Raw genomic sequence first — 23,725 nt, 5'->3', positions numbered from 1 at the left:
GAATTGTGATATATGCAACAAGAGGAGGCGGGCACTGTGCTGACACAACAGGATTTGGAAAAAAGCCCCCTATTTCAGAACATCAGCTATGAGGAATACCTCAGAATGCTGACCTGTTTTCAGGCAGTGCACCGTTCTTTCCGGCCGGACGATGTGATCTATGATCTCTCCACACCAAAGAATAATGCCGTGGGCATCATGGAACGGGGAGAGGCCGCGCTGATCCGCATCGACGAGGAGGGGGTGTCCACGGTGATGGAGGAGCTGCTCCCCGGGGGCGTTTTTGGCAGGACACTGGCTTTTGCCGGAACCGGACACGACAGCCTGGAGGTGGTTTGCAGAACTCCCTGCGACGTGTTGTTTATTGACTACGCCCACATCCTCAAACGGTGCGAGAACGCCTGCACCCACCACAGCCTGCTGGTACAGAATATGCTCCGGCTGATGGCGGACAAGGCCCAGGCCCTGTCCATGCGGGTAGATGTCCTGTCCCGCCGCTCCATCCGGGAAAAGCTGCTGTGTTACTTCCGTCAGCTGGCGGACAGCGGCGGAAAAAACACTTTCACGCTGCCATTTTCCCTCAGCACCCTGGCCGATTACATCGCCACCGACCGCAGCGCCATGATGCGGGAATTAAAGCGTCTGCGGGAGGAGGGCATTGTGTGTTCCGATGGACGTAAATTTACGTTGAATTCATAAATACAAAAAAGCAATACATGGGATTGTTAGTATTTTTGCGGTATTGACGAAAAAAAGATAATGAATTTGGTGGAAATTTATTGACTGCCCTGAATTAATATATTAAAATGACAGCGATATGTCGTTTGGGAAACTACATCGCATATTAAAAATACATGGATTCGGGAAAGAAGGAAGAGTATGTTTCGTATCGTGAGAAAAGAGGAACTCCGTCCGACTGTGACTCTATATGAGATTGAGGCTCCCCTGGTCGCCAAGAAAGCTCAGCCGGGTCAGTTCATCATCCTGCGCGTGGATGAGATGGGTGAGCGTATTCCCATCACCATCAATGACTACAACCCCGAAAAGGGCACGGTCACCATCATCGTCCAGACCGTGGGTGCCACCACCGAGAAGCTGAAGCGCCTGAACGAGGGCGACTGCCTGCAGGACTTTGTGGGCCCCCTGGGCAAGGCCACTGAGACCGAGGGCAAGAAGAAGGTCTGCGTGGTCGGCGGCGGCGTGGGCTGCGCCATCGCCTATCCTGTGCTGAAGAAGTTCCACGATGACGGTGCCGAGGTCCATGCCATCGTTGGCTTCCGCAGCGAGGATCTGGTGATCCTGGAGGAGGACTTCAAGAAGTCCAGCGATAAGCTGATCGTCTGTACCGACGACGGTTCCTATGGCCGCAAGGGCCTGGTTACCGACGCTCTGAAGGAACTGATCGAGGCCGGCAACCAGTATGACGAGGTGTTCGCCATCGGCCCCATGATCATGATGAAATTCGTCTCCAAGACCACCGAGCCCTATGGCATTCCCACCACCGTCTCCATGAGCCCCATCATGATCGACGGTACCGGCATGTGCGGCGGCTGCCGTCTGGCCGTTGGCGGCGAGATGAAGTTCGCCTGCGTGGACGGCCCCGACTTCGACGGCCACAAGGTGGACTGGGATCTGGCGGTCAAGCGTAACCAGATGTACCGGGAGTTCGAGCTGCATAAGCACGAGGAGACCTGCAACCTGTTCAAGAAGGAGGCCGAATAATCATGGCAAACATGTCTTTGACGAAAAATCCCATGCCCTCTCAGGACCCCAACGTTCGCAATAAGAATTTTGACGAGGTTGCTCTGGGCTATACCGAGGAGCAGGCACTGGACGAGGCCCAGCGCTGCCTGAACTGCAAGAACCGCGCCTGCATGACCGGCTGCCCTGTCATGGTACATATCCCCGAATTCATTGCCGAAGTGGCCAAGGGCAACTTTGAGGAGGCCTATCAGATCATCTCTGCCACCTCAGCTCTGCCCGCCGTCTGCGGCCGTGTCTGCCCCCAGGAGAGCCAGTGCGAGAAGTACTGCGTCCGGGGCAAGAAGGGTGATCCCGTGGGTATCGGCCGTCTGGAGCGCTTTGTGGCCGACTGGCACAACGCCCACTGCACTGAGGCTCCCGTCAAGCCTGCTTCCAACGGTCACCGTGTTGCCGTAGTCGGCTCCGGCCCCGCAGGTCTGACCTGCGCCGGCGACCTGGCCCGCAAAGGTTACGAGGTCACCGTGTTTGAGGCCCTGCACCTGGCCGGCGGCGTGCTGGTCTACGGCATTCCCGAGTTCCGTCTGCCCAAGTCCATCGTCCAGAAGGAAGTGGACGGCCTGAAGGCTCTGGGCGTCACCATCGCCACCGATACCGTTGTCGGCCGTACCATCACCGTGGACGAGCTGATGGAGGAGCAGGGCTTCGAGGCCGTGTTCATCGGCTCCGGCGCGGGCCTGCCCATGTTCATGGACATCCCTGGCGTCAACTACAAGGGTGTTCTGTCCGCCAACGAGTTCCTGACCCGTATTAACCTGATGAAGGCCTACCGGCCCGACTCCGACACCCCCATCATCCACCCCAAGAAGGTGGCTGTTGTGGGCGGCGGCAACGTGGCTATGGACGCTGCCCGCTGCGCCAAGCGTCTGGGCGCCGAGGTCTACATCGTCTACCGCCGCGGCATGGAGGAGCTCCCCGCCCGTAAGGAAGAGGTGGAGCACGCCGAGGAAGAGGGCATCATCTTCAAGACCCTCTGCAATCCCGTGGAGATCTTTGCCAACGAGAACGACGATGTCAACAAGATCCGCTGCATCAAGATGGAGCTGGGCGAGCCTGACGCTTCCGGCCGCCGCCGTCCCATCGAGGTTCCCGGCAGTGAGTTCGACCTGGACGTGGACTGCGTCATCATGTCCCTGGGCACCAGCCCCAACCCCCTGATCAAGTCCACCACCAAGGGCCTGGAGATCAACAAGAAGGGCGGCATCGTGGTCAACGAGGACGGCCTGACCTCCAAGGAGAACGTCTACGCCGGCGGCGACGCCGTCACCGGCGCTGCCACCGTCATCCTGGCCATGGGCGCCGGAAAGACTGCCGCCAAGGCCATCGACGAGGCTCTGAGCAAGTAAATCAAAACGCAAAAAAAGGACTGTGCTGCCGCACAGTCCTTTTTTGCGTTGTCAAATCTCGAACAGGATCTTGCTGATGGCGGTCAGCTTCCGGTTGCGCTCCGCCACCGCTTCGGCGCCCCGGCTGCCGGAGTAATCAAAGAAACCCGCACCGCTCTTGAGACCCAGTTTGCCCTCTGCCTTTTTCTGCCGCAGAAGCGCCTGGGGTTCTTTATCGTCGGCCAGGTCCGCAAACAGGTATTCGGAGATGCCGCAGAAGATGTCCAGACCGCCCAGGTCGGCAGTCTCAAAGGGGCCGATGCAGGCGTAGCGCAGGCCCAGGCCGTACTTCATGGCCCGGTCAACATCCTCCATGGAGGCGGCGCCGGTCTCCACCATGTGCAGCGCCTCCCGCAGGACGGCAAACTGCAGCCGGTTCAGGGCGAAGCCCGGAACGTCCTTTACGTGAATGGGCTTCTTTCCAAGGGCTTCTGACAGGGCATAGACAGCCGCGGACGTCTCCGGTGCGGTCTGCTCTCCGCTGATGACCTCAATCAGGGGGATCAGGTTGGCGGGGTTGATCCAGTGCATGCCGCAGAACCGTTCCGGCGCGGCAAAGGCCCGGGACAGGGTGGTGATGGACAAACCGGAGGTATTGGTGGCAATCAGACAGGTCTCCTTCAGCAGCGGTTCGATCTGCCGGTAGAAGGCGTGCTTGACCTCCAGGTTTTCCGCAATGCTCTCAATGACCAGATCAGCGCCGCGGAAGCAGTTCTGATCCATGGTCAGAAGTACGCGGGCGGCAGCAGATTGACGCTCATGGGGGATGGAGGACAGGTTTTCGTCCATGATGGCGCGGCCCCGCTCCAGACCGGACTGGCTGCGGTTCCAAAGAAAGACTTCATAACCGCAGGCGGCAAAGGTCTGAGCAATCAGTGCGCCCATGGTCCCGGCGCCTGCCACGGTAATCGTTTTGATATCAGGAATATTCATATGGATACCATCTCCTTTGACGTGAAAATTGAATCAAGCTCAGCCCAGCTGACGCTGCAGCTGTTCCGGATTGGAGGCATGGTCAAGGGCTGTATCCCGGGTGATCTCACCGGAGCGGTAAAGAGCAAGAATGGACTGGTCCATGGAAACCATACCCTCGCTGCCGCCGGAGGCAATGACCGTGTCGATCTGATAATTGCGGCTGTCCCGTATGAGACTGCGGATGGCGCTGTTGGTGTGCATGATCTCGAAGGCGGGAACCATGCTGCCGCTTGTGTCCGGCAGCAGCTCCTGGGAGACCACGGTCCGCAGAACGGAGGAGAGCTGGATGCGGATCTGTGCCTGCTGACTGCTGGGGAAGGAGTCGATGATGCGGTCAATGCTGTTGACAGCGCCCTTGGTGTGCAGGGTGGCAATCAGGGTGTGGCCGGTCTCTGCCGCGGTGATGGCGGTGCGGATGGTCTCCGGGTCCCGCATTTCGCCCAGCAGGATCACGTCCGGCGCCTGCCGGAGGCAGGCCCGCAGGGCGGAGAGGTAGTCCGCCGTGTCTACAGCGATCTCCCGCTGACTGATGATACTTTTTTGATCTCGGTGCAGGAACTCAATGGGGTCCTCCAAGGTGATGATGTGGCAGTCCCGGGTCTTGTTGATCCGGTCAATGATGCAGGCCTGGGTGGTGGATTTTCCGCTGCCGGCGGTGCCGGTCACCAGAACCATGCCGTGTGTCACGGAGGCCAGCTCCATGACCGCCTCCGGGATGCGCATGGAGCGCCAGTCGGGGATATCAAAGGACACCACCCGGACCACGGCTGCCAAGGAGCCGCGCTGACGGTAGGCGCTGACCCGGAAGCGGGCCAGACCGGGGATGGCGAAGGAGAAATCGTCGTCACCCCGAGCCTCCACGGCGTCCATGGACCGCCCTGCCATAGCATAGATCTCGGAGATAAACTGCCGGGTGTGGGGAGGCATCAGTTTCTCCTCGTGAATGGGGAGAATGCGGCCCTCCTGCTTGACGCAGACGGGACTGCCGCTGACGATGAAGAGGTCGGAGGCCTGGTCGGCCACCGCTTGTTTCAGACAATCTGTCAGAGTGATCATGGGAACCTCCTGTATCAGGAAATAGGGGTGCCGTCCCAGACGGACAAGGTGTCGTCACTTTCCCAGGCGGCAACGGAGACGGCCTGCCACCGCAGGACAGTCCAGTCCGCGCCGTCCAGCCGGACTTCCACCGCCAGGGTCTGGGTGTCGGAGATGGGACATTGGTAGGTATAGAGACCGTCGGAGACGGTGACGCCCTCCGGCAGCTCACCGGCCCGGAGCCGGGACAGGATGGCCTCGGCCTGGCAGTCCGCCGTGTAGTAGCCGGAGACGGCCTGGGCGGAAGCATCGGAAAGCCGGCCGTTGGCCTGGACAGAGGAGAGCCCCAGCAGGGCGAATACCGTCAGGCACAGGACCGCGAAGATCACCAGCAGGGAGCTGCCGCCCACCGCCGGGGGAGAGGAACGGCGTTCATCCATGGTCCGTCACCTCCTGCCAGGCCACGGGGAGGGAGAACAGCAGATCGCCCTCCGCTGTGAAGACCATCACTTCGGCGCAGCCCAGCAGCGGATCGCCGCTGTTTGTCCGGATGGCCAGGATATGGTAGGCGGCCTCGCTGTCGTCCTCCCGTTCCCAGTCCGCGTCATAAGACCGGCCCCAGGTCTGGCCGTCGAAGGTGCCGCCGTAAAGGCCGGCTGCCCGGGTGAAATCACCCCGGAGACTTTTCAGTTCCTCCGCCGTGTTCTGGGCCTCCATCACCGCCCGGTCCCGGGCTTCATTCCGCCGGGAGGTCTTGTCCGACAGCACGAATACCTGGAGACAAAGTGCCGCCGCCAGGGCGAACACCAGCACCATCACCAGCTGCTCCATCATGGCAAGGGGGGCTTTGCTTCTCATGACGCCGCCCCCTTTCCGGAACGCAAGCACAGGGTCAGATCTTCCCAGGTCCCGTCGGAGGCCTGGATGCGCAAAGACAGCTGGCCCTCCGCCGGTTCATCGGCATAGGCCAGGAAGCCGGCGGCTTCCAGAATTTTTTCTCCATCCTCAGGGAGCATTTCCCCGTCGGCGGAGGTAAACAACTCCCGGATATAGCCGTCGTGATAATAGATTCGGGTGAGGTAGGGCTCCCCGTCGATCTCTTCCGCCAGCACCAGGGCGTCCTGACCCTCAAAGGATTGGACGGATACCGCACCCTGCCGGTCTGCCTGCCGGATCTTGGTGACGATGTACTGGGCGGCGGTACGGTGGTCATAGCTGCCCTGGTCCCGGTCCGACAGGCGGCGGTAGGTATCCGCGCTGGTCAACAGAACGGATAAGATGCAGACCGCAAAGACGGCGAACAGCAGCAATACCAGCAGGCTGCTGAGATCGTGTTTTCTGCTGTGTTCTCTCATGGCGTCTGCTCCAATACGGTGATATCCGGCATCAGGTTGGAGGCGAAGACATCATAGACCACCATGTACCGTGTCTCGTCGATCTGAATGCCGTAGTGCTCCCGCAGATAGTCCAGGTTGGGGGGATAGATGCCCTCCGCAGCATAACAGGCCACGGAGGCCCGCCGCAGGGCGTCCTCCAGCTGACGCTTGCCCTCCTCGGACCGGCCCTGCTCCAGGTTGGAGAGGGAGGTCAGGAATACCAGAAGGACCGCAACGGCCAGCAGCGGGAGAAGGAAAAGGGGAATATTGAGTTTGCGTGTTCCTTTTCTCATAGCGGGTCACCCGATGGCGGTCATGATGTGCATGAGGGGCAGCATCACCGCCAGCAAAATGGCACCCACCAGCAGGGAGGTCACCAGCACCAGGGCAGGTTCCACCTGGGTCACCCGGCGCTCCAGCGCTTCGTCGGCTTCCTCAGACAGGCGGCGGGCGATCTCCTCCATCACCGTATCGCCGGAGCCGCTCCGCAGGCCCAGGGCCAGCAGACGGCAGGAGGCGGCGGGGAGAGTGCCGGTATCCCGCAGGGCATCGGCCAGACTGGCGCCCTGGGCCAGATGCTCCCGGCACTGGCGGCAGCGCTCTGCGGCGGCGGGGACCTCCTTCAGGAGGTTGGCGCCCAGGTCCACGGCTTCCTCCATGGGAAGGCCGCTGCGCAGACCCAGAGAGAGGGCCTGGGCAAAGTGGGCGTCATTCAGCTTCCGCAGGATGCCCCGGTCACCCCGGCGGCGGCGCCAGAGCGCCAGTACCCGGGTGCGGAAGGCATCACTGAGGGAAAAGGCGGCCAGCAGGATCAGGACCAGGGCCAGCAGTACACACAGCACCGGCATGGCGGTATCCAGCCAGCGGCCCAGCAGCAGGAGGCCGCCGGCCACGCCGGTGAGGCGGCCGCCCAAAGAGGCGTAGACCTGGTCAAAGACCGGCAGCACCCGGCTCAGCAGAATGACGATCACCACCAGCATCAGCAACAGCAGGATCACCGGGTAGGTGAGGGCATGGCGGATCTGCCGGTTGCTCCGGTCCCGGTGCTCGTAATAGTCCGACAGGGCCCGCAGGGCCTCCTCTGTGTGTCCGGTCCACTCACCGGCCTCCAGCAGTCCGGTCACATAAACGGGGAAGCGGCCGGAGTTCCGAAAGGCGGCAGAGAGGGACAGGCCCTGGTCTGTCTGTCCGGCCATGTCCGCCAGCAGCCCACGCAGGGAGGGGTCCTGTTCCTCCTGGGTCAGCAGAGTCAGTCCGTCTCCGGGACGGACACCCGCGTGGATCAGCAGGGACAGCTCCCGGCACAGAGAGGCGGTTTGCAGGTCGGATAACAGTTGATGTTCCATAACAGCTCCTATAAAAACAGATAAAATGACAGGATCTGACAATATTATAGCGAAAGAGAATGCCTCCGTCCAGTCTTCCATAAAAAAAGACCGGCAGATCATCCGAATTGGATCATCTGCCGCCCTTTGATGGTTCAGTACAGGTACTTTGTGGTGTAGTTTTTGCCGTTTCCGATATAGGCCATGACGGAAGCGCTCTGCTTGCCGGAGGATGCGAAGGTGGGGTCCATGCGCTGCCAGGAGGTGCCGTCGAAGAAAATGACGTTGTCCACCCAACCGGACTCCGCCGTCCAGATGCTGATCCAGGCGTGATAGGCGGTACCGGCATAGCCTACCACCAGCTTGCAGGGAATACCCAGACTGCGGACCATGCCGGTCATCAGGGATGCGTAGTCAAAGCAGATACCCTTTTTCTCCGCCAGCACCGTATCCAGGACCGGCAGATAGCCGCTTTTGACCGTGGATGCCTTCTGATAGTCGTAACGGAGGTTTTTCACCACGTAGTCGTAAATGGCAGCCACCTGCTTCAGGGGATCAGTGATGTCTTTGGTCAGCTCCTTGGCCTTGGCCAGGGTGTTGACGGCGTCGGAGTAATCCACATACTGGTTGGGGCGGAGGAAGGGGGCAAATTCATCCGTCAGCTCCACCTTGAAGCTCTGGGAAAGCTCGTTGGTGTACCGGGTGCCGCTGACATTCTGAAACACGGAGACCTGATAGCTGCCGTTTCCGTCAGACAGGGGGAACACGGTCCACTGGCCCAGCTTCAGATCGTATGTATAAGTGGTGGTAGGTCCTTTGACCTGGGCCTTCAGCCGCTTGGTGGTCTGGGCAGTATACTGTACCATCACATAGCCATCTTTGGTATTGGAATAGTCGATCACGGCTTTGCTGTTCTTCTTTACCAGGGTCCCGGAGGCGACGGTCTTCGGTCCTTCCAGCGGAGCGGCAGGAGCCGCGGTCAGAGCCGCTGCTTCCTGCCCCAGAGAAGCCTGGGTGCTGGGCGTGACCGGCTCCGTGTAGGCCGCCTGTTCCGCCTGGGGGGCGTTAGCCTGGGGGACCTCCGGTGTGGGAAGTGCCTGTCCGCAGCCGGTGAGAAGTATCAACAGCAGAAGCAGAGAGATCAAACGGGGAAAATAAGTCCGCATAGCAGCGTTCCTCCTGAAAAAAGAGAAGGGTAAATAAAAAGCGATAGTTACAAAACTGATAATATCACGCATTTTTATTGATTATAGCAAACTGGCTTGAAAAAGAAAAGGGGTTTTTTCAAAAAAACCAAGTTTTTTGTCGGATTTGCAGAAATTTCGGAGCTTGCGGCAGTGTAAACGGAGTTCCTGATACAAAATTGCGGAGACCGGAGATTCTGAAACCGTTGGAGCCTATGTGCCGCAGAGTAAAAGATGGGCAGGACACATAAATTTTTGGGAACCTTTTGCATGGTATTATCGTTGCATTTATGAAAAATGGGTGGTATAATTACTCTGAAACGTTATAAGATTGAAAGGGAATGCGTACAAATGGAAGCTGCCAAGCTGCGGGTACAGATGCTGGGGGATTTTTCCCTGCGTGCCGGTGACAATCAAATATCGGATACCGAAGGCCGTTCCCGGAAGGTCTGGCTGCTGTTGGCTTATATGATCTACAACCGGGACCGAACCGTGTCTCAGGAAGAGCTGGTAGAGGTGCTGTGGGGTAAAGAACCCAGGAGTAGCAATCCCACCAGCGCACTGAAAACGACATTCCACCGGGTGCGGAGCCTGCTGGACCAGCTCTGGCCGAATGCCGGACATCATCTGATCCTGCGGCAGGATGGCGGATACAAATGGAATACGGAAATCTCCATGAGTATCGACGCGGATGAGTTTGAAAGGCTTTGCCGGAATGGGATTATGGAGGACTCTGCGCTGGAGCAGGATCTGTTGGATGCGCTGGAACTTTATCAGGGAGACTTTTTGACCCGCTTGGCTGCGGATGCCTGGGTGGTCCCGATCACGGCCTATTACCATAACCTCTATCTGGACGCTATTTTGAAGGTGCTGCCGATCCTGTCTGAGTATGGAAGATATCGGGAAATGGAGCGCCTGTGCCGGGAGGCTCTGGTGCTGGAACCCATCCATGAGGGGATTTACCGCTATCTGATGCGTGCCATGCTCGAACTGGGAGACGCCAAGGGCGTTATGGCGCTCTATGAGGATCTGTGCAAGCAGCTGTTTACGGAGTTCGGCGTCATGCCGGAGGAAGAGACTCGTGCCCTTTCCCGGGAAGCCACCCGCACGGTCAATGAGGCGCCTCTGCCCATGGAGATCATCCATGAGCAGCTGCGGGAATCGGAGACAAGCACCGGCGCACTGGTGTGTGAGTATGATTTCTTCCGGGTGCTGTGTCATTCCGCCGCACGCTCCATGGCTCGCAGCGGGATTGCCACCCATATTGCCTTGATTTCTGTCTCCAGCAGAAAGGGTGAAGACCTGGTCAAACGCAGTCTGGAGCGAGCCATGGAAAATCTGGAGGACCAGATCCGCATCAGCCTGCGCCGCGGTGACGCAGTGGCTCGCTGCAGTGGCTCTCAATACATTTTGATGCTGCCACAGGCCAATTATGAAAACAGCTGCATGGTCTGTGAACGCATCGTGGGAGCATTTTCCCGTCGGTATCCCCACTCTCCGGTACAGCTGCAGTATGCGGTTCATCCGCTGGAGCCAATTCTTTAAGGAAGATTGAATCAAAAAGCAGACACTGGTCCGGTGTCTGCTTTTTTGACATTTCGGAGACTCATGCCGGGAATACCCCGCTCGGCGCCGGAAAAGAATGGGAGGAGTGAACGTCAATGGAGCAAGATATTCTGCTGTCCATGCTGACGGCAAAGGACACAAAGCAGGGCTATGGGGCTTTTTTGGAGCTGGAACGGCTGTCGGAGGAGACGGATGACCTGTATCCTTTCACGGAGCAGTTCGCAGAGATGGTCCTCGATAAAGCCTGGGCTGTCCGGTGCCGGGGTTTCCGACTCTTCTGCAAGCAGGCCCGGTGGGACGGGGACGGCGTCATCGACCGCCATCTGGACCGGACGCTGGCAATTCTGGAGGACGAAAAGCCCACGGCGGTGCGGCAGGCTCTGGCGGCGCTGCTGGATATGGCGCCGTATAAGCCGGAGCTGTGGCCTGTCATCCGGCAAAGAGTGGAAGCCATGGACTGGAACAGGTACAAGGATTCCATGGCGCCGCTGATTCAAAAAGATATTCAGCGCTTATTGGACGCCATGCAAGCATAAAAACCGGGGAGGCCGTGTGGGCCTCCCCGGTTTTTATGAGGTGATTTATCCCAGCAGATAGTTGTACTTGGTGAGGACGGTGAGGATGAACACCTCCACGTCGGCGGGCAGGTCGTTCTTGCCGTCCAGGTCGGCCTCAAAGACCTTGCCATTCAGGCGGACCAGCACCTTCTTGCCGCCCAGAGGCAGGAAGCCGGAGTTCTTCACGCTCTCGTCGAAGCCCTCCTTGGTCATGAACAGCGTGAACTTGTCACGGTAGGGAGCGCTGTCGTAGGGGCAGAAGATGGCGCAGTTGCCGCACTCGTTGCACATCCGGTCCACGTGCAGGATCTGGTGGCGGCCGTCAGGCAGCTCGATGACCACGTTGGCCCGGTTGGGGCACACATCGGCGCAGACCTGGCACACCACGTTGCAGGTCAGGCACCGGTCGCCCTCGCACTTGGCGGACTCGCAGAGGATGCCCTTCTTGGCGATGGCCTCGGCACGGGTGGCCTTGGCGTGGCCGGGGATGGCGAACTTGTAAGCCTCGCCGAGAACGGCGTTGGCGAAGCCCTGAGCGTCGGCGATGCCCTCCACCACGGTGGCGGGGCCACGCATGGCGTCGCCGCCCACGTAGACGCCCTCGATGTTGGTCTTGAAGTCGGGGATGCCCCGCTCGTCCACGTTGATGCCGTTGGCGGTGAACAGCTCGGACTCCACCTTCTCGCCCACGGCGGAGATGACGGTGTCGCAGGGGATCTCCACGAACTCGCCGGTGGGGACGGGCTTGCGGCGGCCCTTCTCGTCAGGCTCGCCCAGCTTCATCTTCTCGCACTTGAGAACGCCGTCCTTCTGCTCCACGGGGGCCACCAGTTCCAGGAACTGCACGCCGTCGGCGATGGCCAGTTCCAGCTCCTCGGCGTCGGCGGGCATGTACTTCTTGGTGCGGCGATAGACCAGAGTGGAGGACTTGGCGCCGGCGCGCAGAGCCACACGGGCGGCGTCCATGGCGGTGTTGCCGCCGCCGACGACGGCCACATGGCCCAGAGACACTTCCTTGCCGGCCTTCAGGTCCTTCAGCCAGCCGATGACGGGCACCACGTTGCCGGGAATGTCCAGCCTGCCGGCCTTCCATGCGCCCACGGCGAAGAAGATGTGGGTGAAGCCCTGAGCCTTCAGCTCGGCGACGGAGGGAGCGGGCGTGTTCAGCCGTACCTGCACGCCCATCTTGAACATCAGCGCCACGTCGTTGTCGATGGCGTCGTCGGAAATGCGGAAGGAGGGGATGACCTGACGGACCACGCCGCCAAGGCAGTCGGCCTTCTCGAAGATGGTGACGGGGATACCGGCCCGGCCAAGGAAGTAGGCCGCGGACATACCGGTGGGACCGCCGCCGATGACAGCCACCTTGCGGCCGTCGTTCACAGGCACGGGAGCCTTGATCTTTGCCATGTAGGCGTCATAGCCCTTCTCGGCGGCCACCAGCTTGGTGGCGCGGATCTGGACGGACTCATCGTAGTAATTCCGGGTGCACTTGGTCTGGCAGCGGTGGGCGCAGATGGTGCCGGTGATGAAGGGCAGGGGGTTCTTCTCGGTGATGAGCCGCAGGGCGGAGGCATACTGGCCCTTGCGGCACAGCTCGATGTACTCGGGGATGTCCTGCTGGATGGGGCAGCCGCCCTTGCAGGGCGCGGTGAAGCAGTCCATCAGGGGGACCTTCTCGTACAGCTTCCGCCGGGGCAGAGGCTTGATGTCCTTCACATGGTACTTGTCGGACCGGGCAGCCAGAGCCAGAGCCTCGATGGCGCCCACATCCACGCCGGTGAAGGGCTTGAAGTCCATGGCGTCCAGCTTGTCGCCGATCTGGACGAACCGCTGGTAGCCGCCGGGCTTCAGTTCGGTGGTGGCCATGGTGATGGGCCAGATGCCGCAGGCGAACAGCTTGTCGATGTTGAAGGCGTCGGCGCCGCCGGCGTAGGAGATCCGCAGCCGTCCGCCGAACTCCTTGGAGATGCGGGCCGCCATGGTGGTGGTCAGGGGGAACAGGCTCTTGCCCGCCATGTACATTTCCTCGCTGGGCAGCTCGCCGGCCTTCACGTCCACGGGGAAGGTGTTGGACAGCTTCAGACCGAACTCCAGACCGTTGGCGTCCGCCAGCGCCTGCAGGCGGTGGAACATGGGAACGGCGTCGGCGTACTGGAGGTCCTCCTTGAAGTGGTGGTCGTCGAAGGCGATGTAGTCGTAGCCCATGCCGTCCAGAATGGAGCGGGCGGTCTCGTAGCCCAAAATGGTGGGGTTGCACTTGACGAAGGTGTGCAGATGCTTCTTCTCAATGAGGTAGCTGGCGATGCGCTCGATCTCGTCCGGCGGGCAGCCGTGGAGGGTGGAGACCGTCACGCTGCCGGAGACATGGGGGGTGATGGTGTCGATGTAGGCGCTCTCGCCGGGGAAGAACTCTTTCAGGACCCTGATGCACTCCTGGAAGATGGGAGTCTTGCCGGCGTCGATCATGCCGTTGAGGAAGTTGTCGATCTTCTCACCCTGAATGCCCGCCAGATCGTAGCCCACGGACATGTTGAACACAAAGCCGTTGGGGTCGCCCAGACCGTAGACCTTGCTCATGATCTTCAGGGCGCACCAGGCCTTCACATACTCCTCAAAGGCCTGCTGGACATACAGCTCGGTGGACCACTCGCAGTTGTAGCACTCGTCCTCGGCCAGAATGCAGGGACGGTTGATGCAGGCGGCCAGATCGGCGCCGTCCATCTTCTGGACGGTCTTGAGCTCAAAGAACCGGGCGCCGCCGAAGTAGCCGGCGATGATGTTCTGCGCCAGCTGGGTGTTGGGACCGGCGGCGGGGCCGAAGGGGGTCTCGATGGTCTCGCCGAAGATGGGCAGCTTCTTCACGCCTGCCTTGTAGGGCTTGTGGACGCCGAACACGGAGCCGTCCCGCTGGTATTCGGTAGTGACCCAGGTCATCAATTCCCGGAAGGGAATGGGGATCATCAGTTCAGACATGGTAGTTCCTCCTCTGTTTTCCTTAATATTCGCAGTGGTTCAGCTTGCCCCACAGGCGCTTGGCGCTCTCCAGAACGTGGGCGTTGACGGCCTCCTCGTCGATCTCGGTCAGGACGCGGTCCTTCATGACGATCTTGCCGTTGATCATGGTGGTCTGGCACTGGCGGCCGGTCATGCCGAAGAGCATGTGGCCGTCGATGTTGGCGTCGGAGAAGGGGGTGTAGGGCTTGTAGTCCATGACGATGACGTCCGCCGCCGCGCCGGGCTTCAGTACGCCCAGAGTGGGGAAGCCGCACCGCTCCGCCATCTTGGCGTTGTTCTTGAACAGCATGTCGGTGACTTCGCACCAGGCCACGTTGGGCAGGCAGGCGTTGTGCCGCTGGGAGCAGAGGGCCACTTTCAGGGATTCCAGCATATCGTTGGTATAGGCGTCGGTGCCCATGCCAACCAGAATGCCCTTCTTGTAGAGCTGCAGGATGGGGGAGATGCCCACGGCGTTGCCCATGTTGGACTCGGGGTTGTTGACGCACATGGTGTCGGTGGCCTTGATGATGTCCATTTCGGCGGTGTTCACGTGGATGCAGTGGCCCAGAATGGTCTTGGGACCCAGGATGTTGTGGTCCTGGAGCCGCTGGACGGGACGGCGGCCATAGTTCTGCAGGCTGTCATACACATCGTTCATGCCCTCGGACACATGGATGTGGTAGCCCACCCGGCCGTTGTTGGCCGCGTTCATCCGGTCAAAGGTCTTGTCGGAGATGGTGAACAGGGCGTGGCCGCCGAACATGGCCTTCAGCATGTCGCTGGGGTTCTTCTCGCAGTAGTCGATGAAGTCCTTGTTCTCCTGGACGGACTGGATGGACTTCTCCTCGCCATCCCGGTCGGAGACCTCATAGCAGAGGCTGGCCCGCATACCGAATTCCTTGGTGACCTCGGCGATTTTCATCAGGGAGCCGGGGATCTCGCAGAAGGAGGCGTGGTGGTCGAAGATGGTGGTGACGCCCTGCTTGATGCTGTCGATGACCAGTGCCTGAGCGGAGGCTTTGGTGGCTTCCAGGTCCAGATTGCGGTCGATGGCCCACCAGGTACCGTCCAGCACCTCATAGAAGTTGGTGGGGTTGTTGCCCACGATGGCAAGGCCACGGGCTAGAGCGGAATAGATGTGGGTGTGGGCGTTGATGAGACCGGGCATGATGACGCCGCCCTTGGCGTCCACAAACTCCGCTTGGGGGTACTTGGCCTTCAGATCAGAAGTCTTGCCGACTTCCACGATCTTGGTGCCTTCGGTGACCACACCGCCGTCGGGCAGGTAGCCCACACCGTCGGGGTCCCGGGTGATGACTTTTCCGTTTGCCAGTAAGATCATACAAAAAAACCTCCTTGTGTTTTTGAATCCGAAAACAAAAAAGGCGTCTCAAACCGGCTTTGGTTTGAAACACCCATCAAAAAAGGAATGATAGGTGTCAGCCCGTGCGCGCAGCACTACGTTGCAGCTATCATTCTTGGATTGTACTTGTATTCTAGCGAAAAATAAGCTAAAATGCAAGAAGGTAAGCTAAAAATTTTTTAGCCCGTTTTTTGTGCAGTTTGCCGGGAACCTTTGGGCAGGTTTTGGCGACAAAGGAAATAAGAGGTGGTCGAGATGAAAAGGCTGATTTCCATACTGCTGATTTTTTTGATGCTGACGGGCTGCGGCCCACAGGAACGAACAACACCGGAAGAACAAGGGCCGTCTGCGGGAGAGATAACTCTACCGGAAAGCAGCACCCAAACAGAATATGATGCGGGGGAGTGCGCCTGCACCATGACCACGGAGTGGACAGAATACGACCCGTCCGTGGAAGCCGTCTGGTATATTCTGAAAAACGAGAGCGGCCGGGATGTGGAGACTGGCGCCGATTATCAGCTGGAAACCCTGGGGGAGAACGGTTCCTGGTATCAGGTTCCGCTTGTGGAGAATGCCGCCTGGTACGCTATCGCTTATGAACTCCCGGCGGGTGGGAGCATCGCCCTGTCCTGCCATTTCTCCATGTTTGATTATGATTTTTCGGGCGGCGGCACCTACCGCATTGTAAAAGAGGTGGAGGGCCAGACCTGCACAGCGGAGTTCCGCCTGAAGGCAGGTGCCGCCATCTCTGCTGACACCCCTTACGGCTTTGCCCCGCTGGAGGACCTGCCGGAGACCTACGGCGCGGACACGGCGGCGGAGGGCGATGTGGTGTACACCAACGACGGCGTGAAGAACGGCGAGGCTGTGGAAGCGTTTTTATATAAGGTGAGCCTGCATATTCCCTGCCAGCTGCGGACGGTCCAGGACTACGGCGAGGGCACCGTGATGGCCATCGACGCCATTTACGAGAACGGCCACTTCCTCTGGCAGATGCGACAGGGGGACTATGTGGCAGAGGAGCGGTTTTCCTACATCGTCACCGACGGGACGGACCTGTACCTCTCCAACGGCGCCGACTGGGAGACTGCCGAGCGCTACGCCGGCAAGGAGCTGGCCTGGCTGGTGCCTATGGAAACGGCGGGGCCGGAACTGATATCCGCCGTGGAGAAACTGACGGAGGACCGGCTGGCCGCCAACACCGCCCGCTACCGGGTATGGTCCGCCGATGGCCAGTGGGACGCCTTCCTGACGGAAATTCCCACGGAGTTTGGCGTCAATTTCCACAGCGGCGGCTGGGGCAGTATGTATGACCTGATCCACTGGGACGGTCTGGAGACGGCTATCTGGGGATTGGAGTGGCAGGAGGGCAGTCAACTATTGTTGGTCTGCGAGACCGTGGACGGCGGCGCATCTCGCCTGACCTTCGACCCGGAGACAGAGGCCCTGGAGAGCGAAGCGGTCCATTGACTGTTTTTGGTAAATAAACGATTTTTCTTGCATTTTTCCACGAATCGGATACAATAGGACCATCTGTCTTTGAAAGTGAGCGTGGAGAAATGACCGAGATGATCGACGGCCTGATCCTGCGGATCAGCGACTTCCTGTATACCCCCTGGGTGCCGCTGTTCCTGGTGGCGGCCGGGTTGACCTTCACCATCTGTACGGGCTTTGTGCAGTTCCGCATGGTGCGGGAGGCCTTCCGTGTGGTCCGGGAGAAGCCCCGGACGGAGGGAGCGGTGTCCTCTTTCGGCGCGCTGATGCTGTCCACCGCCTCCCGGGTAGGCACCGGCAACATCGTGGGCGTGGCCCAGGCTATCTGCCTGGGCGGCGTGGGTGCTGTATTCTGGATGTGGTTCATCGCCTTGTTCGGCGGCGCCTCCGCTTTTGTGGAGTCCACCCTGGCTCAGATCTATAAGCGCAAAAATCCCGATGGCTCCAGCTTCGGTGGTCCTTCCTATTATATGGAGACTGCCCTGGGGCAGCGGTGGCTGGGCGTGTTGTTCGCCGTGTTCGTCATCCTGACCTATGCCGTGGGGTACAATGCCCTGGCCTCCTACAACCTGCAGTCCACCTTCGCCGGGTTCAGCTTCTACGACGCCGGAGTTACCCCGGCCATTCTGGGACTTGTTCTGGCAGCGCTGTTCCTGCTCTGCATCATGGGCGGCGGCAAACGGCTGTCCCGGGTCACCGGTGTCATGGTGCCAGTTATGGGTGTTCTCTACATTCTGGTGGCACTGGTCATCGTGCTGTTGAATCTCGGGAAACTTCCTGCCATGTTCGGCGCTATCTTTGCGGATGCTTTCAACTTCAAGGCAATCTTCGGCGGCTTCTCCGGCTCCTGCGTGATGTACGGCATCAAGCGGGGCCTCTACTCCAACGAGGCCGGTATGGGCTCCGCGCCCAACGCCGCCGCCTCGGCGGACGTGTCCCACCCGGTCAAGCAGGGACTGGTGCAGATGCTCAGCGTGTTCATCGACACCCTGCTGATCTGCACGGCCACGGCCTTTATGTGTCTGCTGTCCGGTGTGGCGCCTGCGGCAGAGCTGGCCGGCGCACCCTATGTGCAGGCGGCGCTGGGGAACGTGCTGGGGGGCTTCGGCCCCGTGTTCATTGCAGTCTCCATGACGCTGTTTGCCTTTACCACCCTCATCGGCAACTACTACTATTGCGAGGGCTGCCTGCGGTTCATCCTGCGGCGCCAGCCCGGCAGGGCCTTTATGACGGGCTTCCGCATCGTGGCGTCTGTCATCGTGCTCGCGGGTGCCATGGCCAGCATGGGCCTGGTGTGGGACCTGGCGGACGTAACCCAGGGCCTCATGGTGGTCACCAACATCCCGGTGATCCTGCTGCTGGTGAAGCCCGCACTGCTGGCGCTGAAGGATTACCGGCGCCAGAGAGAGGCGGGGAAGGACCCGATGTTCCGCGCGGCGGACATCGGTCTGGCCGGAAAAACCGAATTCTGGAATTGAAAAAGCGGGCTGCAAATGCGGCAAGCTAAAAAAGCGCAGCTTCCAACCGGAAGCTGCGCTTTTTTTATCCGTTTTAATTCTGCGGATCGTGAAGATTTTTGTCGCCCCATGCCTTCATGTGATCGAGGACGGATAAAAAGCTCTCCCCGAGTTCCGTCAAGGTATACTCCACCCGGGGCGGTACCTCACAAAAGTCGTGGCGGAGGATAAAACCATCCGCTTCCAACTCCCGTAGCTGTTTTGTAAGGGAACTTTCCGTAATTTCACCGATTTGACGGCGAAGCTGCCCGAAGCGCCGGATATCGCATTTGCCGATATACCAAAGAAGCTCGATTTTATATTTCCCACCCAGCAATTTCTGTACGGTGGAAATCGTCTTGCAGCAGTTCACGGCGGATTCTGACTTTCTCATGTTCCTCATCTCTATTCCTTATCATCATAACGCATTTCACACCAAATCAAAAGGTACTTCAAAAAAGTACCGTACTTTTATTTCTGCGGTGATCCGCTATAATGATGCCAACGAGGCAGTCATGCGCAGGTTTGCCTCGTTGCCTGCGCACAATCCTTTGAGATGAGGTATGGATCATGCATTACACAGGAACGATTTGGCGTCCGCCTTATGAGGCAGACGCGCTTCTGCTGGAAGTTACAGCAGGCTGCACCCATCATAAGTGCAAATTTTGTACGCTTTACAGTGAGCTGCCGTTCAAATTCAGAATGACCCCCATGGAAGACGTTGAGAGAGATCTGCTGGAAGCACAGATGCTGCGGACAAGTCCCTATTCCAGGATGTTGACGCGCCTTCAGGGAGAAGACGACCCTGCGCCGATCCAACGTGTTTTTTTGACCGGAGCCAATCCGTTTGTCCTGACAATGGAAAAACTGCTTGAGATCGCGTCACGCATTCATAAGTATCTGCCTTCCGTCGAAACCATCGGCTGCGTTGCCCGCGTTACGGATTTAGCTAATAAGACAGATGAAGAACTTCTCCAGCTTCGGCAGGCGGGCTACAATGGACTGACGATCGGCGTGGAAACCGGGGATGACGCGGCACTTGCCTTCATGCGCAAGGGATATACCTCCCGCGATATTTTGACGCAGTGCAAGCGCTTGGAGCAGGCCGGTATCGAATACGGCTTTTTCTATCTGACCGGCATTTCCGGTAAGGGGCGCGGGGAAGCCGGGGCAAAAGCCTCCGCGGAAGTTTTCAATCAGCTGCATCCGTTTCTGGTTGGGCCGATTATGCTGACGATCTATCAGGAATCCGAGCTGTATCAGGAGATCCGGAATGGGAACTGGGAGGAGGAAGGCGAACTTGAAAAATACCGGGAGCTTCGCATCCTCGCGGAAAACCTGAATATTCCCACATACTTTGCGGCAATGGGGGCCTCCAACGCTTTTCAACTGAGAGGTAAACTGCCGGAAGAGAAAGAAAAGCTTTTGGCGGCGCTGGACAGGATTATCTCCGAAGTCAGCGAGGAAGACCTGCGGCGATACAGAAGGGATCTTCGCCATCTGTAATTCCATGGTCCAAGACGTCCTGTTGCCTTTCAGATCTCCAACTGCCGCATCCAGTTCCGTTTTCGAAGTACCACCAGGGAAATGCCGAACCGGATGCACTCCTCCAGAGACAGAAACAGGTATACATAGGGGATGGAGAGCCGGAGCACAAAGGCCGCCAGCAGGCCCAGGGGCACCCCGAAGCCCCAGGTGCCGATGAGGTCGATCCACATGACCAGGTGGGTCTTGCCGCCGCTGCGGAGAATGCCGCCGCCCAGGATCATGTTCTGAATTTTGAAAGGGGCAATCAGGGCATAGACCGTCAGAATTTGCTGTGTCAGGACCTTGACGGCAGGCTCCACCCGGTAGATGTCCACATATAGCCCCCGGGTCAGCAGCAGGATCAGAGAAAGCAGCAGGGAGCCGCCGAAGCCGTACCACAGGAGTTTTTTGGAGGCCAGGTACGCCTGTTCAGTCTCTCCGGTGCCCAGCCGCTTCCCGATGATGACGCCAGCCGCCTGGGCCAGACCGCACAGTGCCCCGGTCATCAGGGCCTGAATAGGGTTGGTGAGGGTCATGGCGGCGCAGGCGTCGGTGCCCAGATGTCCGTAAATAGCGGCGTAGACGTTCTCCCCCAGGCTCCACATCCACTCGCACAGCAGGATAGGCAGCAGCATGGAGCCGTACTGTTTCCAATCGAAAGAGCGGTCTGTCCGCTCGGAACAGCGGGTCAGGCGGTGGGGGGAACGGACATACAGCGCCAGCAGCAGGAGAAAGCCTGCAGCCTGGGCGATCACCGTGGCGATGGCGGCGCCGTTTGCCCCCATGGGGGCAAATCCCAGCCTGCCGAAGATCAGAATGTAGTTGAGGCCGGTGTTCAGCAGGGCGGCGGCCATGCCGCCGTAGAGGGGAAGGGCCGCCTGACCCTGGCACCGGAACAGGGCGGAGAGCAGCGTAGTGCCCGCCGCGGGTAAAAAGGAAAGAGCCAGGATGGAAAGATAGGCTGCGGCAGCTTGTTGGGTTGCAGGATCAATGGTGTAAAGTCTCATTACTTGCTGGGGAAACAGCAGGCAGACCGACGTAAAAAGCAGTGCTACGGCGGCAGCGGCTGCCAGATTTACCGTGAAGGCCCGGGCGGCGGCCCCAGTTTGCCGCTGTCCCAGATACTGGGCCAGCATGATGCCGGCCACCGCCGCAATGGCGGATACCAGCACCGTGAAGATGGAGGAAAATTTCCCCGCCAGCCCCACTCCGGCCACCTGTACGCTGCCAAGCTGACCAATCATGATCTGGTCCACCACGCTGAAGGATGCCTGCAGCACTGATTGCAGGGCAATAGGGAGGGCCAGCCGCCAAACGGTTTTGAAAAAGCCGGATTCCAGTTTCATAAGGATATGCCTCCTGCTGCATTTGGTACTTTCATGGTAGCATCCAGGTCGGAAAACCGCAAAGGTTAAACGCGTAACTATAAACAAAAGAACTGCGTTGGATTTGTGCAGATCACCAAATCCAACGCAGTTTGCTTGATTCAGGGGGAGCGGGTACTGTCCCGCTTGATGAGCGTCACCGGCAGCCGCAGGGTGGAGCCGGATTCCTCCCCGGCCTTCATGGCCGCCAGCTTTTCCAGAGCCAGCCGGGCCCGCAGGGCGTTGTCCTGCCGGACGGAGGTGAGGGCGGGGACCACCTGACAGCAGATAGGAGTGTCATCAAAGCCTGCCACGGAAACCTGTCCCGGTACAGCAATCCCCTGGGACTGCAAGAACTGCATCAGGTCCACGGCGTAATAGTCTGAGACAGCGAATACGGCAGTATATTGCATCAGGGTTTCCAACCGCTCTTCGTAGAACCCTTGCCGTTCCTCCTGCTCCATGGGGATCTGCCAGAAGTCCGCTGCCCCGAAGCCGGCGGAGAAGCCATCCCACCGCTCCCGGTCCATGCAGATGTCATTGTCGGCAATGCAGAGAGCCCGCTTGTGGCCCAGGTTTCGAAAATACTGCCCCACCTGAAACCCGCCGTCAAAATTGTCCAGAGTCAGGTTGCAGATGCCCCGGGGATCCTCCAGATAACCGTCGTAGACCACAAAGGGAATGTGCATCTGGTCCCGCAGCAGCTGGTAATCCTCCTGGCAAAAGCCGATGAGCACCATGCCATCCAGGTTCCACATGGAGGCAAACCGGATGATGTCCTGGGGTCTGGTGGTAGCTTTCACCATCATGAACTGGCCGCGGTGGTCGATCTCCGCCGCCAGAGCGTTGAGCGAGGAAGCGATGAACGGGTCCTCCAGCAGATGACCCTGGTATTTTTCGTGGTCGTTCATCACCACGCCGATGATGCGGGAGTCGTTCTGAGCCAGCAGGATGCCCGCCATGCTGGGGATGTACCGCCGCTTTTCCAGGGTCTCCTGGACCCGCCGGACAGTCTCCGGGGAGACTTTTCCGGTTTTCCCGTGAATGACATTGGAGACTGTAGCCGTGCTGAGCCCCAACTCCTCCGCAATGTCGCTGATCCGCACCCGCTCCATGGTCCACCTGCCTTTCCCGTTCTATCCGCATCATAGCAGGTTTCGGATGGTTTGCATAGAGTCCAATAAAATTTTGATAAACCACTTGAAATAAAATAATAAACCGTGTAATATAATATTGCAAACTAGATTAAAACATTTTCTGAACGAAGCAAGGAGACGAGTATCATGGAAGCTGTTCAGATGACCAATCAAATGGCAAGAAAGGCCTGCCGCGCCAGAGCACGCTCTGTCCGCCGGGAGCAGGCACGTTTGCGGAACGAGCCGCCGGTGCTGACGGTGGGGGAGGAGGTCTTCAACGCGGTCAGCCACGGTTTGGGTGCTCTGCTGGCGGTGGCGGCCATGGTGCTGCTGCTAGTCAGGTCCCACACAGGGCTGGAGGTTATGGCCTCCTGCTTTTACGGCATCAGCATGGTGCTGATGATGTGCATGAGCGGTGTCTATCACGCTCTGCCCAGCGGCTCTGCTGCCAAGCGGGTGTGCCGCCGGTTTGATTACACCTCCATCTATTTGCTGATTGGCGGTACCTTTGCTCCCATTTTCCTGGTGTACCTGGGTGGGACGCTGGGCGTGGTGCTGTTCTGTGTCCAGTGGGCTGTGATTCTGGCGGGGGTGACCCTGATCGTCACCTTTGGCCCAGGTCGCTGGCGGGCCCTGCATTTCACACTGTATTTCCTGCTGGGCTGGAGTGGCCTGCTGTTTCTGCCGACCTTCTACCTCCACAGCCGGACACTGCTGTGGTTCATTCTGGCGGGAGGTCTGGTGTACACCCTGGGGATGATTCCCTTTGCCCGGAACCGGAAGTACGACCACTGTGTGTGGCACCTGTTCGTGCTGGCTGCCGCTGCACTGCACTGGGTTGGTATTTATACGCAGATATATGGAGTGTGATCACGCACATAAAAAAGAGACTTCGGACTAACCGAAGTCTCTTTTTTCAGCGGAAAGGGCTAGGGGGAACCTACGGTTCCCCCAGTTCTTTTGCCGAAGGCAAAAGAAGAAATTCCAATTATTTTCGCCGCGGCGTGTACGTGGCGAAAATACCTCGACCCAGGCGCCTTGGGCGCCGACACCAGTGATGCCGCGTCACTGGTGGTGGGGGAGGTCGAGGGGAAAGCGGCGAAGCGCCGTCAGTGACGGATAAAGCGAGCCGATTTCGAGGTAGCGGCACGATTGGCGGGCACAGAGTGCCCGGGAATCGT

22 protein-coding genes are annotated in these 23,725 nt (G+C 59.2%); 9 read left to right on the top strand and 13 right to left on the bottom strand.

All coding sequences use genetic code 11. The features are described 5' to 3' along the window. Window positions 1-36: 36 nt before the first annotated feature. The 3 genes from JQM66_RS05705 (at window position 37) to gltA (ending at window position 3,107) form a co-directional block, all read left to right on the top strand. Window positions 37-699: a Crp/Fnr family transcriptional regulator gene (locus tag JQM66_RS05705; protein WP_235228923.1), complete on the top strand. Its 663-nt coding sequence runs from the start codon at window positions 37-39 to the stop codon at window positions 697-699. Window positions 700-879: 180 nt separating this feature from the next. Then, the gene (locus tag JQM66_RS05700) at window positions 880-1,722 is read left to right on the top strand and encodes a sulfide/dihydroorotate dehydrogenase-like FAD/NAD-binding protein (RefSeq protein ID WP_235228922.1); all 843 of its coding nucleotides are present in this window, start codon (window positions 880-882) and stop codon (window positions 1,720-1,722) included. A 2-nt stretch (window positions 1,723-1,724) separates the two neighbouring features. Then, window positions 1,725-3,107: an NADPH-dependent glutamate synthase gene (gene gltA / locus JQM66_RS05695; RefSeq protein WP_235228921.1), complete on the top strand. Its 1,383-nt coding sequence runs from the start codon at window positions 1,725-1,727 to the stop codon at window positions 3,105-3,107. A gap of 51 nt (window positions 3,108-3,158) precedes the next feature. Here gltA and JQM66_RS05690 read toward each other — a convergent pair whose 3' ends face one another. The 8 genes from JQM66_RS05690 to JQM66_RS05655 form a co-directional block, all read right to left on the bottom strand. Then, window positions 3,159-4,079: a 3-hydroxyacyl-CoA dehydrogenase family protein gene (locus JQM66_RS05690; protein ID WP_235228920.1), complete on the bottom strand. Its 921-nt coding sequence runs from the start codon at window positions 4,077-4,079 to the stop codon at window positions 3,159-3,161. A gap of 39 nt (window positions 4,080-4,118) precedes the next feature. Further along, window positions 4,119-5,174 carry a type IV pilus twitching motility protein PilT gene (locus tag JQM66_RS05685; protein WP_407946006.1) on the bottom strand — a complete coding sequence of 352 codons (1,056 nt, stop codon included), beginning with the start codon at window positions 5,172-5,174 and terminating at the stop codon, window positions 4,119-4,121. A 17-nt stretch (window positions 5,175-5,191) separates the two neighbouring features. Then, on the bottom strand, window positions 5,192-5,596 hold the full coding sequence (locus tag JQM66_RS05680; RefSeq protein WP_235228918.1) for a hypothetical protein: 405 nt from the start codon (window positions 5,594-5,596) through the stop codon (window positions 5,192-5,194). Then, complete coding sequence (locus JQM66_RS05675; protein ID WP_235228917.1) at window positions 5,589-6,014, bottom strand: hypothetical protein; 426 nt, start codon at window positions 6,012-6,014, stop codon at window positions 5,589-5,591. Before JQM66_RS05675 ends, JQM66_RS05680 begins: the two co-directional genes overlap by 8 nt. Then, window positions 6,011-6,511 carry a DUF4860 domain-containing protein gene (locus tag JQM66_RS05670; protein ID WP_235228916.1) on the bottom strand — a complete coding sequence of 167 codons (501 nt, stop codon included), beginning with the start codon at window positions 6,509-6,511 and terminating at the stop codon, window positions 6,011-6,013. The genes JQM66_RS05675 and JQM66_RS05670 overlap by 4 nt, the downstream gene beginning before the upstream one ends. Next, window positions 6,508-6,825, bottom strand: coding sequence for a hypothetical protein (locus JQM66_RS05665; RefSeq protein ID WP_235228915.1), 318 nt, complete (start codon window positions 6,823-6,825; stop codon window positions 6,508-6,510). Before JQM66_RS05665 ends, JQM66_RS05670 begins: the two co-directional genes overlap by 4 nt. Before the next feature lie 6 nt (window positions 6,826-6,831). Further along, window positions 6,832-7,878, bottom strand: coding sequence for a type II secretion system F family protein (locus JQM66_RS05660; RefSeq protein WP_235228914.1), 1,047 nt, complete (start codon window positions 7,876-7,878; stop codon window positions 6,832-6,834). Between the two features lie 134 nt (window positions 7,879-8,012). After that, window positions 8,013-9,023, bottom strand: coding sequence for a transglutaminase-like domain-containing protein (locus JQM66_RS05655; protein WP_235228913.1), 1,011 nt, complete (start codon window positions 9,021-9,023; stop codon window positions 8,013-8,015). Window positions 9,024-9,392: 369 nt separating this feature from the next. Here JQM66_RS05655 and JQM66_RS05650 point away from each other — a divergent pair, with 369 nt between their 5' ends. Together JQM66_RS05650 and JQM66_RS05645 are read left to right on the top strand one after the other, a co-directional pair. Next, the gene (locus JQM66_RS05650) at window positions 9,393-10,586 is read left to right on the top strand and encodes an AfsR/SARP family transcriptional regulator (RefSeq protein ID WP_235228912.1); all 1,194 of its coding nucleotides are present in this window, start codon (window positions 9,393-9,395) and stop codon (window positions 10,584-10,586) included. 116 nt (window positions 10,587-10,702) lie between these two features. Next, complete coding sequence (locus JQM66_RS05645) at window positions 10,703-11,143, top strand: hypothetical protein (RefSeq protein WP_235228911.1); 441 nt, start codon at window positions 10,703-10,705, stop codon at window positions 11,141-11,143. Between the two features lie 45 nt (window positions 11,144-11,188). Here the strand turns inward: JQM66_RS05645 and ygfK are convergent, their stop codons facing one another. Next, window positions 11,189-14,140, bottom strand: coding sequence for a putative selenate reductase subunit YgfK (ygfK, locus tag JQM66_RS05640; protein WP_235228910.1), 2,952 nt, complete (start codon window positions 14,138-14,140; stop codon window positions 11,189-11,191). Window positions 14,141-14,162: 22 nt separating this feature from the next. Next, the gene (gene ssnA, locus JQM66_RS05635; RefSeq protein WP_235228909.1) at window positions 14,163-15,506 is read right to left on the bottom strand and encodes a putative aminohydrolase SsnA; all 1,344 of its coding nucleotides are present in this window, start codon (window positions 15,504-15,506) and stop codon (window positions 14,163-14,165) included. A gap of 276 nt (window positions 15,507-15,782) precedes the next feature. Here ssnA and JQM66_RS05630 point away from each other — a divergent pair, with 276 nt between their 5' ends. Further along, window positions 15,783-16,997: an immunoglobulin-like domain-containing protein gene (locus JQM66_RS05630; protein WP_235228908.1), complete on the top strand. Its 1,215-nt coding sequence runs from the start codon at window positions 15,783-15,785 to the stop codon at window positions 16,995-16,997. 89 nt (window positions 16,998-17,086) lie between these two features. Further along, a complete protein-coding gene (locus JQM66_RS05625) occupies window positions 17,087-18,499 on the top strand; it encodes an alanine/glycine:cation symporter family protein (protein ID WP_407946005.1) in 1,413 nt (470 codons plus the stop codon). Window positions 18,500-18,572: 73 nt separating this feature from the next. On the opposite strand, the gene JQM66_RS05620 is transcribed toward JQM66_RS05625, so the two are convergent. Next, window positions 18,573-18,911, bottom strand: a complete 339-nt coding sequence (locus tag JQM66_RS05620; RefSeq protein ID WP_235228907.1) for a winged helix-turn-helix transcriptional regulator — start codon at window positions 18,909-18,911, stop codon at window positions 18,573-18,575. Between the two features lie 176 nt (window positions 18,912-19,087). Between JQM66_RS05620 and JQM66_RS05615 the strand changes: the two genes are divergently transcribed. Beyond that, window positions 19,088-20,023 carry a radical SAM protein gene (locus tag JQM66_RS05615; RefSeq protein ID WP_235228906.1) on the top strand — a complete coding sequence of 312 codons (936 nt, stop codon included), beginning with the start codon at window positions 19,088-19,090 and terminating at the stop codon, window positions 20,021-20,023. Window positions 20,024-20,052: 29 nt separating this feature from the next. Here the strand turns inward: JQM66_RS05615 and JQM66_RS05610 are convergent, their stop codons facing one another. Together JQM66_RS05610 and JQM66_RS05605 are read right to left on the bottom strand one after the other, a co-directional pair. Next, on the bottom strand, window positions 20,053-21,390 hold the full coding sequence (locus tag JQM66_RS05610; RefSeq protein ID WP_235228905.1) for an MATE family efflux transporter: 1,338 nt from the start codon (window positions 21,388-21,390) through the stop codon (window positions 20,053-20,055). A 140-nt stretch (window positions 21,391-21,530) separates the two neighbouring features. Next, window positions 21,531-22,523, bottom strand: a complete 993-nt coding sequence (locus tag JQM66_RS05605) for a LacI family DNA-binding transcriptional regulator (RefSeq protein WP_235228904.1) — start codon at window positions 22,521-22,523, stop codon at window positions 21,531-21,533. Between the two features lie 168 nt (window positions 22,524-22,691). Between JQM66_RS05605 and trhA the strand changes: the two genes are divergently transcribed. Continuing rightward, on the top strand, window positions 22,692-23,414 hold the full coding sequence (gene trhA / locus JQM66_RS05600) for a PAQR family membrane homeostasis protein TrhA (protein WP_235228903.1): 723 nt from the start codon (window positions 22,692-22,694) through the stop codon (window positions 23,412-23,414). The last annotated feature ends 311 nt before the right edge of the window (window positions 23,415-23,725 follow it).

Origin of the sequence: Oscillibacter valericigenes (assembly GCF_021531915.1) — a bacterium.
In the GTDB taxonomy this organism is placed as follows: Bacteria; Bacillota; Clostridia; order Oscillospirales; family Oscillospiraceae; genus Oscillibacter; species Oscillibacter valericigenes_A.
This window is presented reverse-complemented; position numbering and strand designations above follow the sequence as displayed.

Excerpts from the sequence above, each read along its gene's own strand:
- JQM66_RS05645 (WP_235228911.1), top strand. The coding sequence starts at position 10,703 with ATGGAGCAAGATATTCTGCTGTCCATGCTGACGGCAAAGGACACAAAG.
- JQM66_RS05700 (WP_235228922.1), top strand. The coding sequence starts at position 880 with ATGTTTCGTATCGTGAGAAAAGAGGAACTCCGTCCGACTGTGACTCTA.
- JQM66_RS05625 (WP_407946005.1), top strand. The coding sequence starts at position 17,087 with ATGACCGAGATGATCGACGGCCTGATCCTGCGGATCAGCGACTTCCTG.
- JQM66_RS05675 (WP_235228917.1), bottom strand. The coding sequence starts at position 6,014 with ATGAGAAGCAAAGCCCCCCTTGCCATGATGGAGCAGCTGGTGATGGTG.
- JQM66_RS05655 (WP_235228913.1), bottom strand. The coding sequence starts at position 9,023 with ATGCGGACTTATTTTCCCCGTTTGATCTCTCTGCTTCTGCTGTTGATA.
- JQM66_RS05610 (WP_235228905.1), bottom strand. The coding sequence starts at position 21,390 with ATGAAACTGGAATCCGGCTTTTTCAAAACCGTTTGGCGGCTGGCCCTC.
- gltA (WP_235228921.1), top strand. The coding sequence starts at position 1,725 with ATGGCAAACATGTCTTTGACGAAAAATCCCATGCCCTCTCAGGACCCC.
- JQM66_RS05620 (WP_235228907.1), bottom strand. The coding sequence starts at position 18,911 with ATGAGAAAGTCAGAATCCGCCGTGAACTGCTGCAAGACGATTTCCACC.
- JQM66_RS05690 (WP_235228920.1), bottom strand. The coding sequence starts at position 4,079 with ATGAATATTCCTGATATCAAAACGATTACCGTGGCAGGCGCCGGGACC.
- JQM66_RS05605 (WP_235228904.1), bottom strand. The coding sequence starts at position 22,523 with ATGGAGCGGGTGCGGATCAGCGACATTGCGGAGGAGTTGGGGCTCAGC.
- JQM66_RS05650 (WP_235228912.1), top strand. The coding sequence starts at position 9,393 with ATGGAAGCTGCCAAGCTGCGGGTACAGATGCTGGGGGATTTTTCCCTG.
- JQM66_RS05670 (WP_235228916.1), bottom strand. The coding sequence starts at position 6,511 with ATGAGAGAACACAGCAGAAAACACGATCTCAGCAGCCTGCTGGTATTG.
- trhA (WP_235228903.1), top strand. The coding sequence starts at position 22,692 with ATGGAAGCTGTTCAGATGACCAATCAAATGGCAAGAAAGGCCTGCCGC.
- ygfK (WP_235228910.1), bottom strand. The coding sequence starts at position 14,140 with ATGTCTGAACTGATGATCCCCATTCCCTTCCGGGAATTGATGACCTGG.
- JQM66_RS05680 (WP_235228918.1), bottom strand. The coding sequence starts at position 5,596 with ATGGATGAACGCCGTTCCTCTCCCCCGGCGGTGGGCGGCAGCTCCCTG.
- JQM66_RS05630 (WP_235228908.1), top strand. The coding sequence starts at position 15,783 with ATGAAAAGGCTGATTTCCATACTGCTGATTTTTTTGATGCTGACGGGC.
- ssnA (WP_235228909.1), bottom strand. The coding sequence starts at position 15,506 with ATGATCTTACTGGCAAACGGAAAAGTCATCACCCGGGACCCCGACGGT.
- JQM66_RS05660 (WP_235228914.1), bottom strand. The coding sequence starts at position 7,878 with ATGGAACATCAACTGTTATCCGACCTGCAAACCGCCTCTCTGTGCCGG.
- JQM66_RS05615 (WP_235228906.1), top strand. The coding sequence starts at position 19,088 with ATGCATTACACAGGAACGATTTGGCGTCCGCCTTATGAGGCAGACGCG.
- JQM66_RS05665 (WP_235228915.1), bottom strand. The coding sequence starts at position 6,825 with ATGAGAAAAGGAACACGCAAACTCAATATTCCCCTTTTCCTTCTCCCG.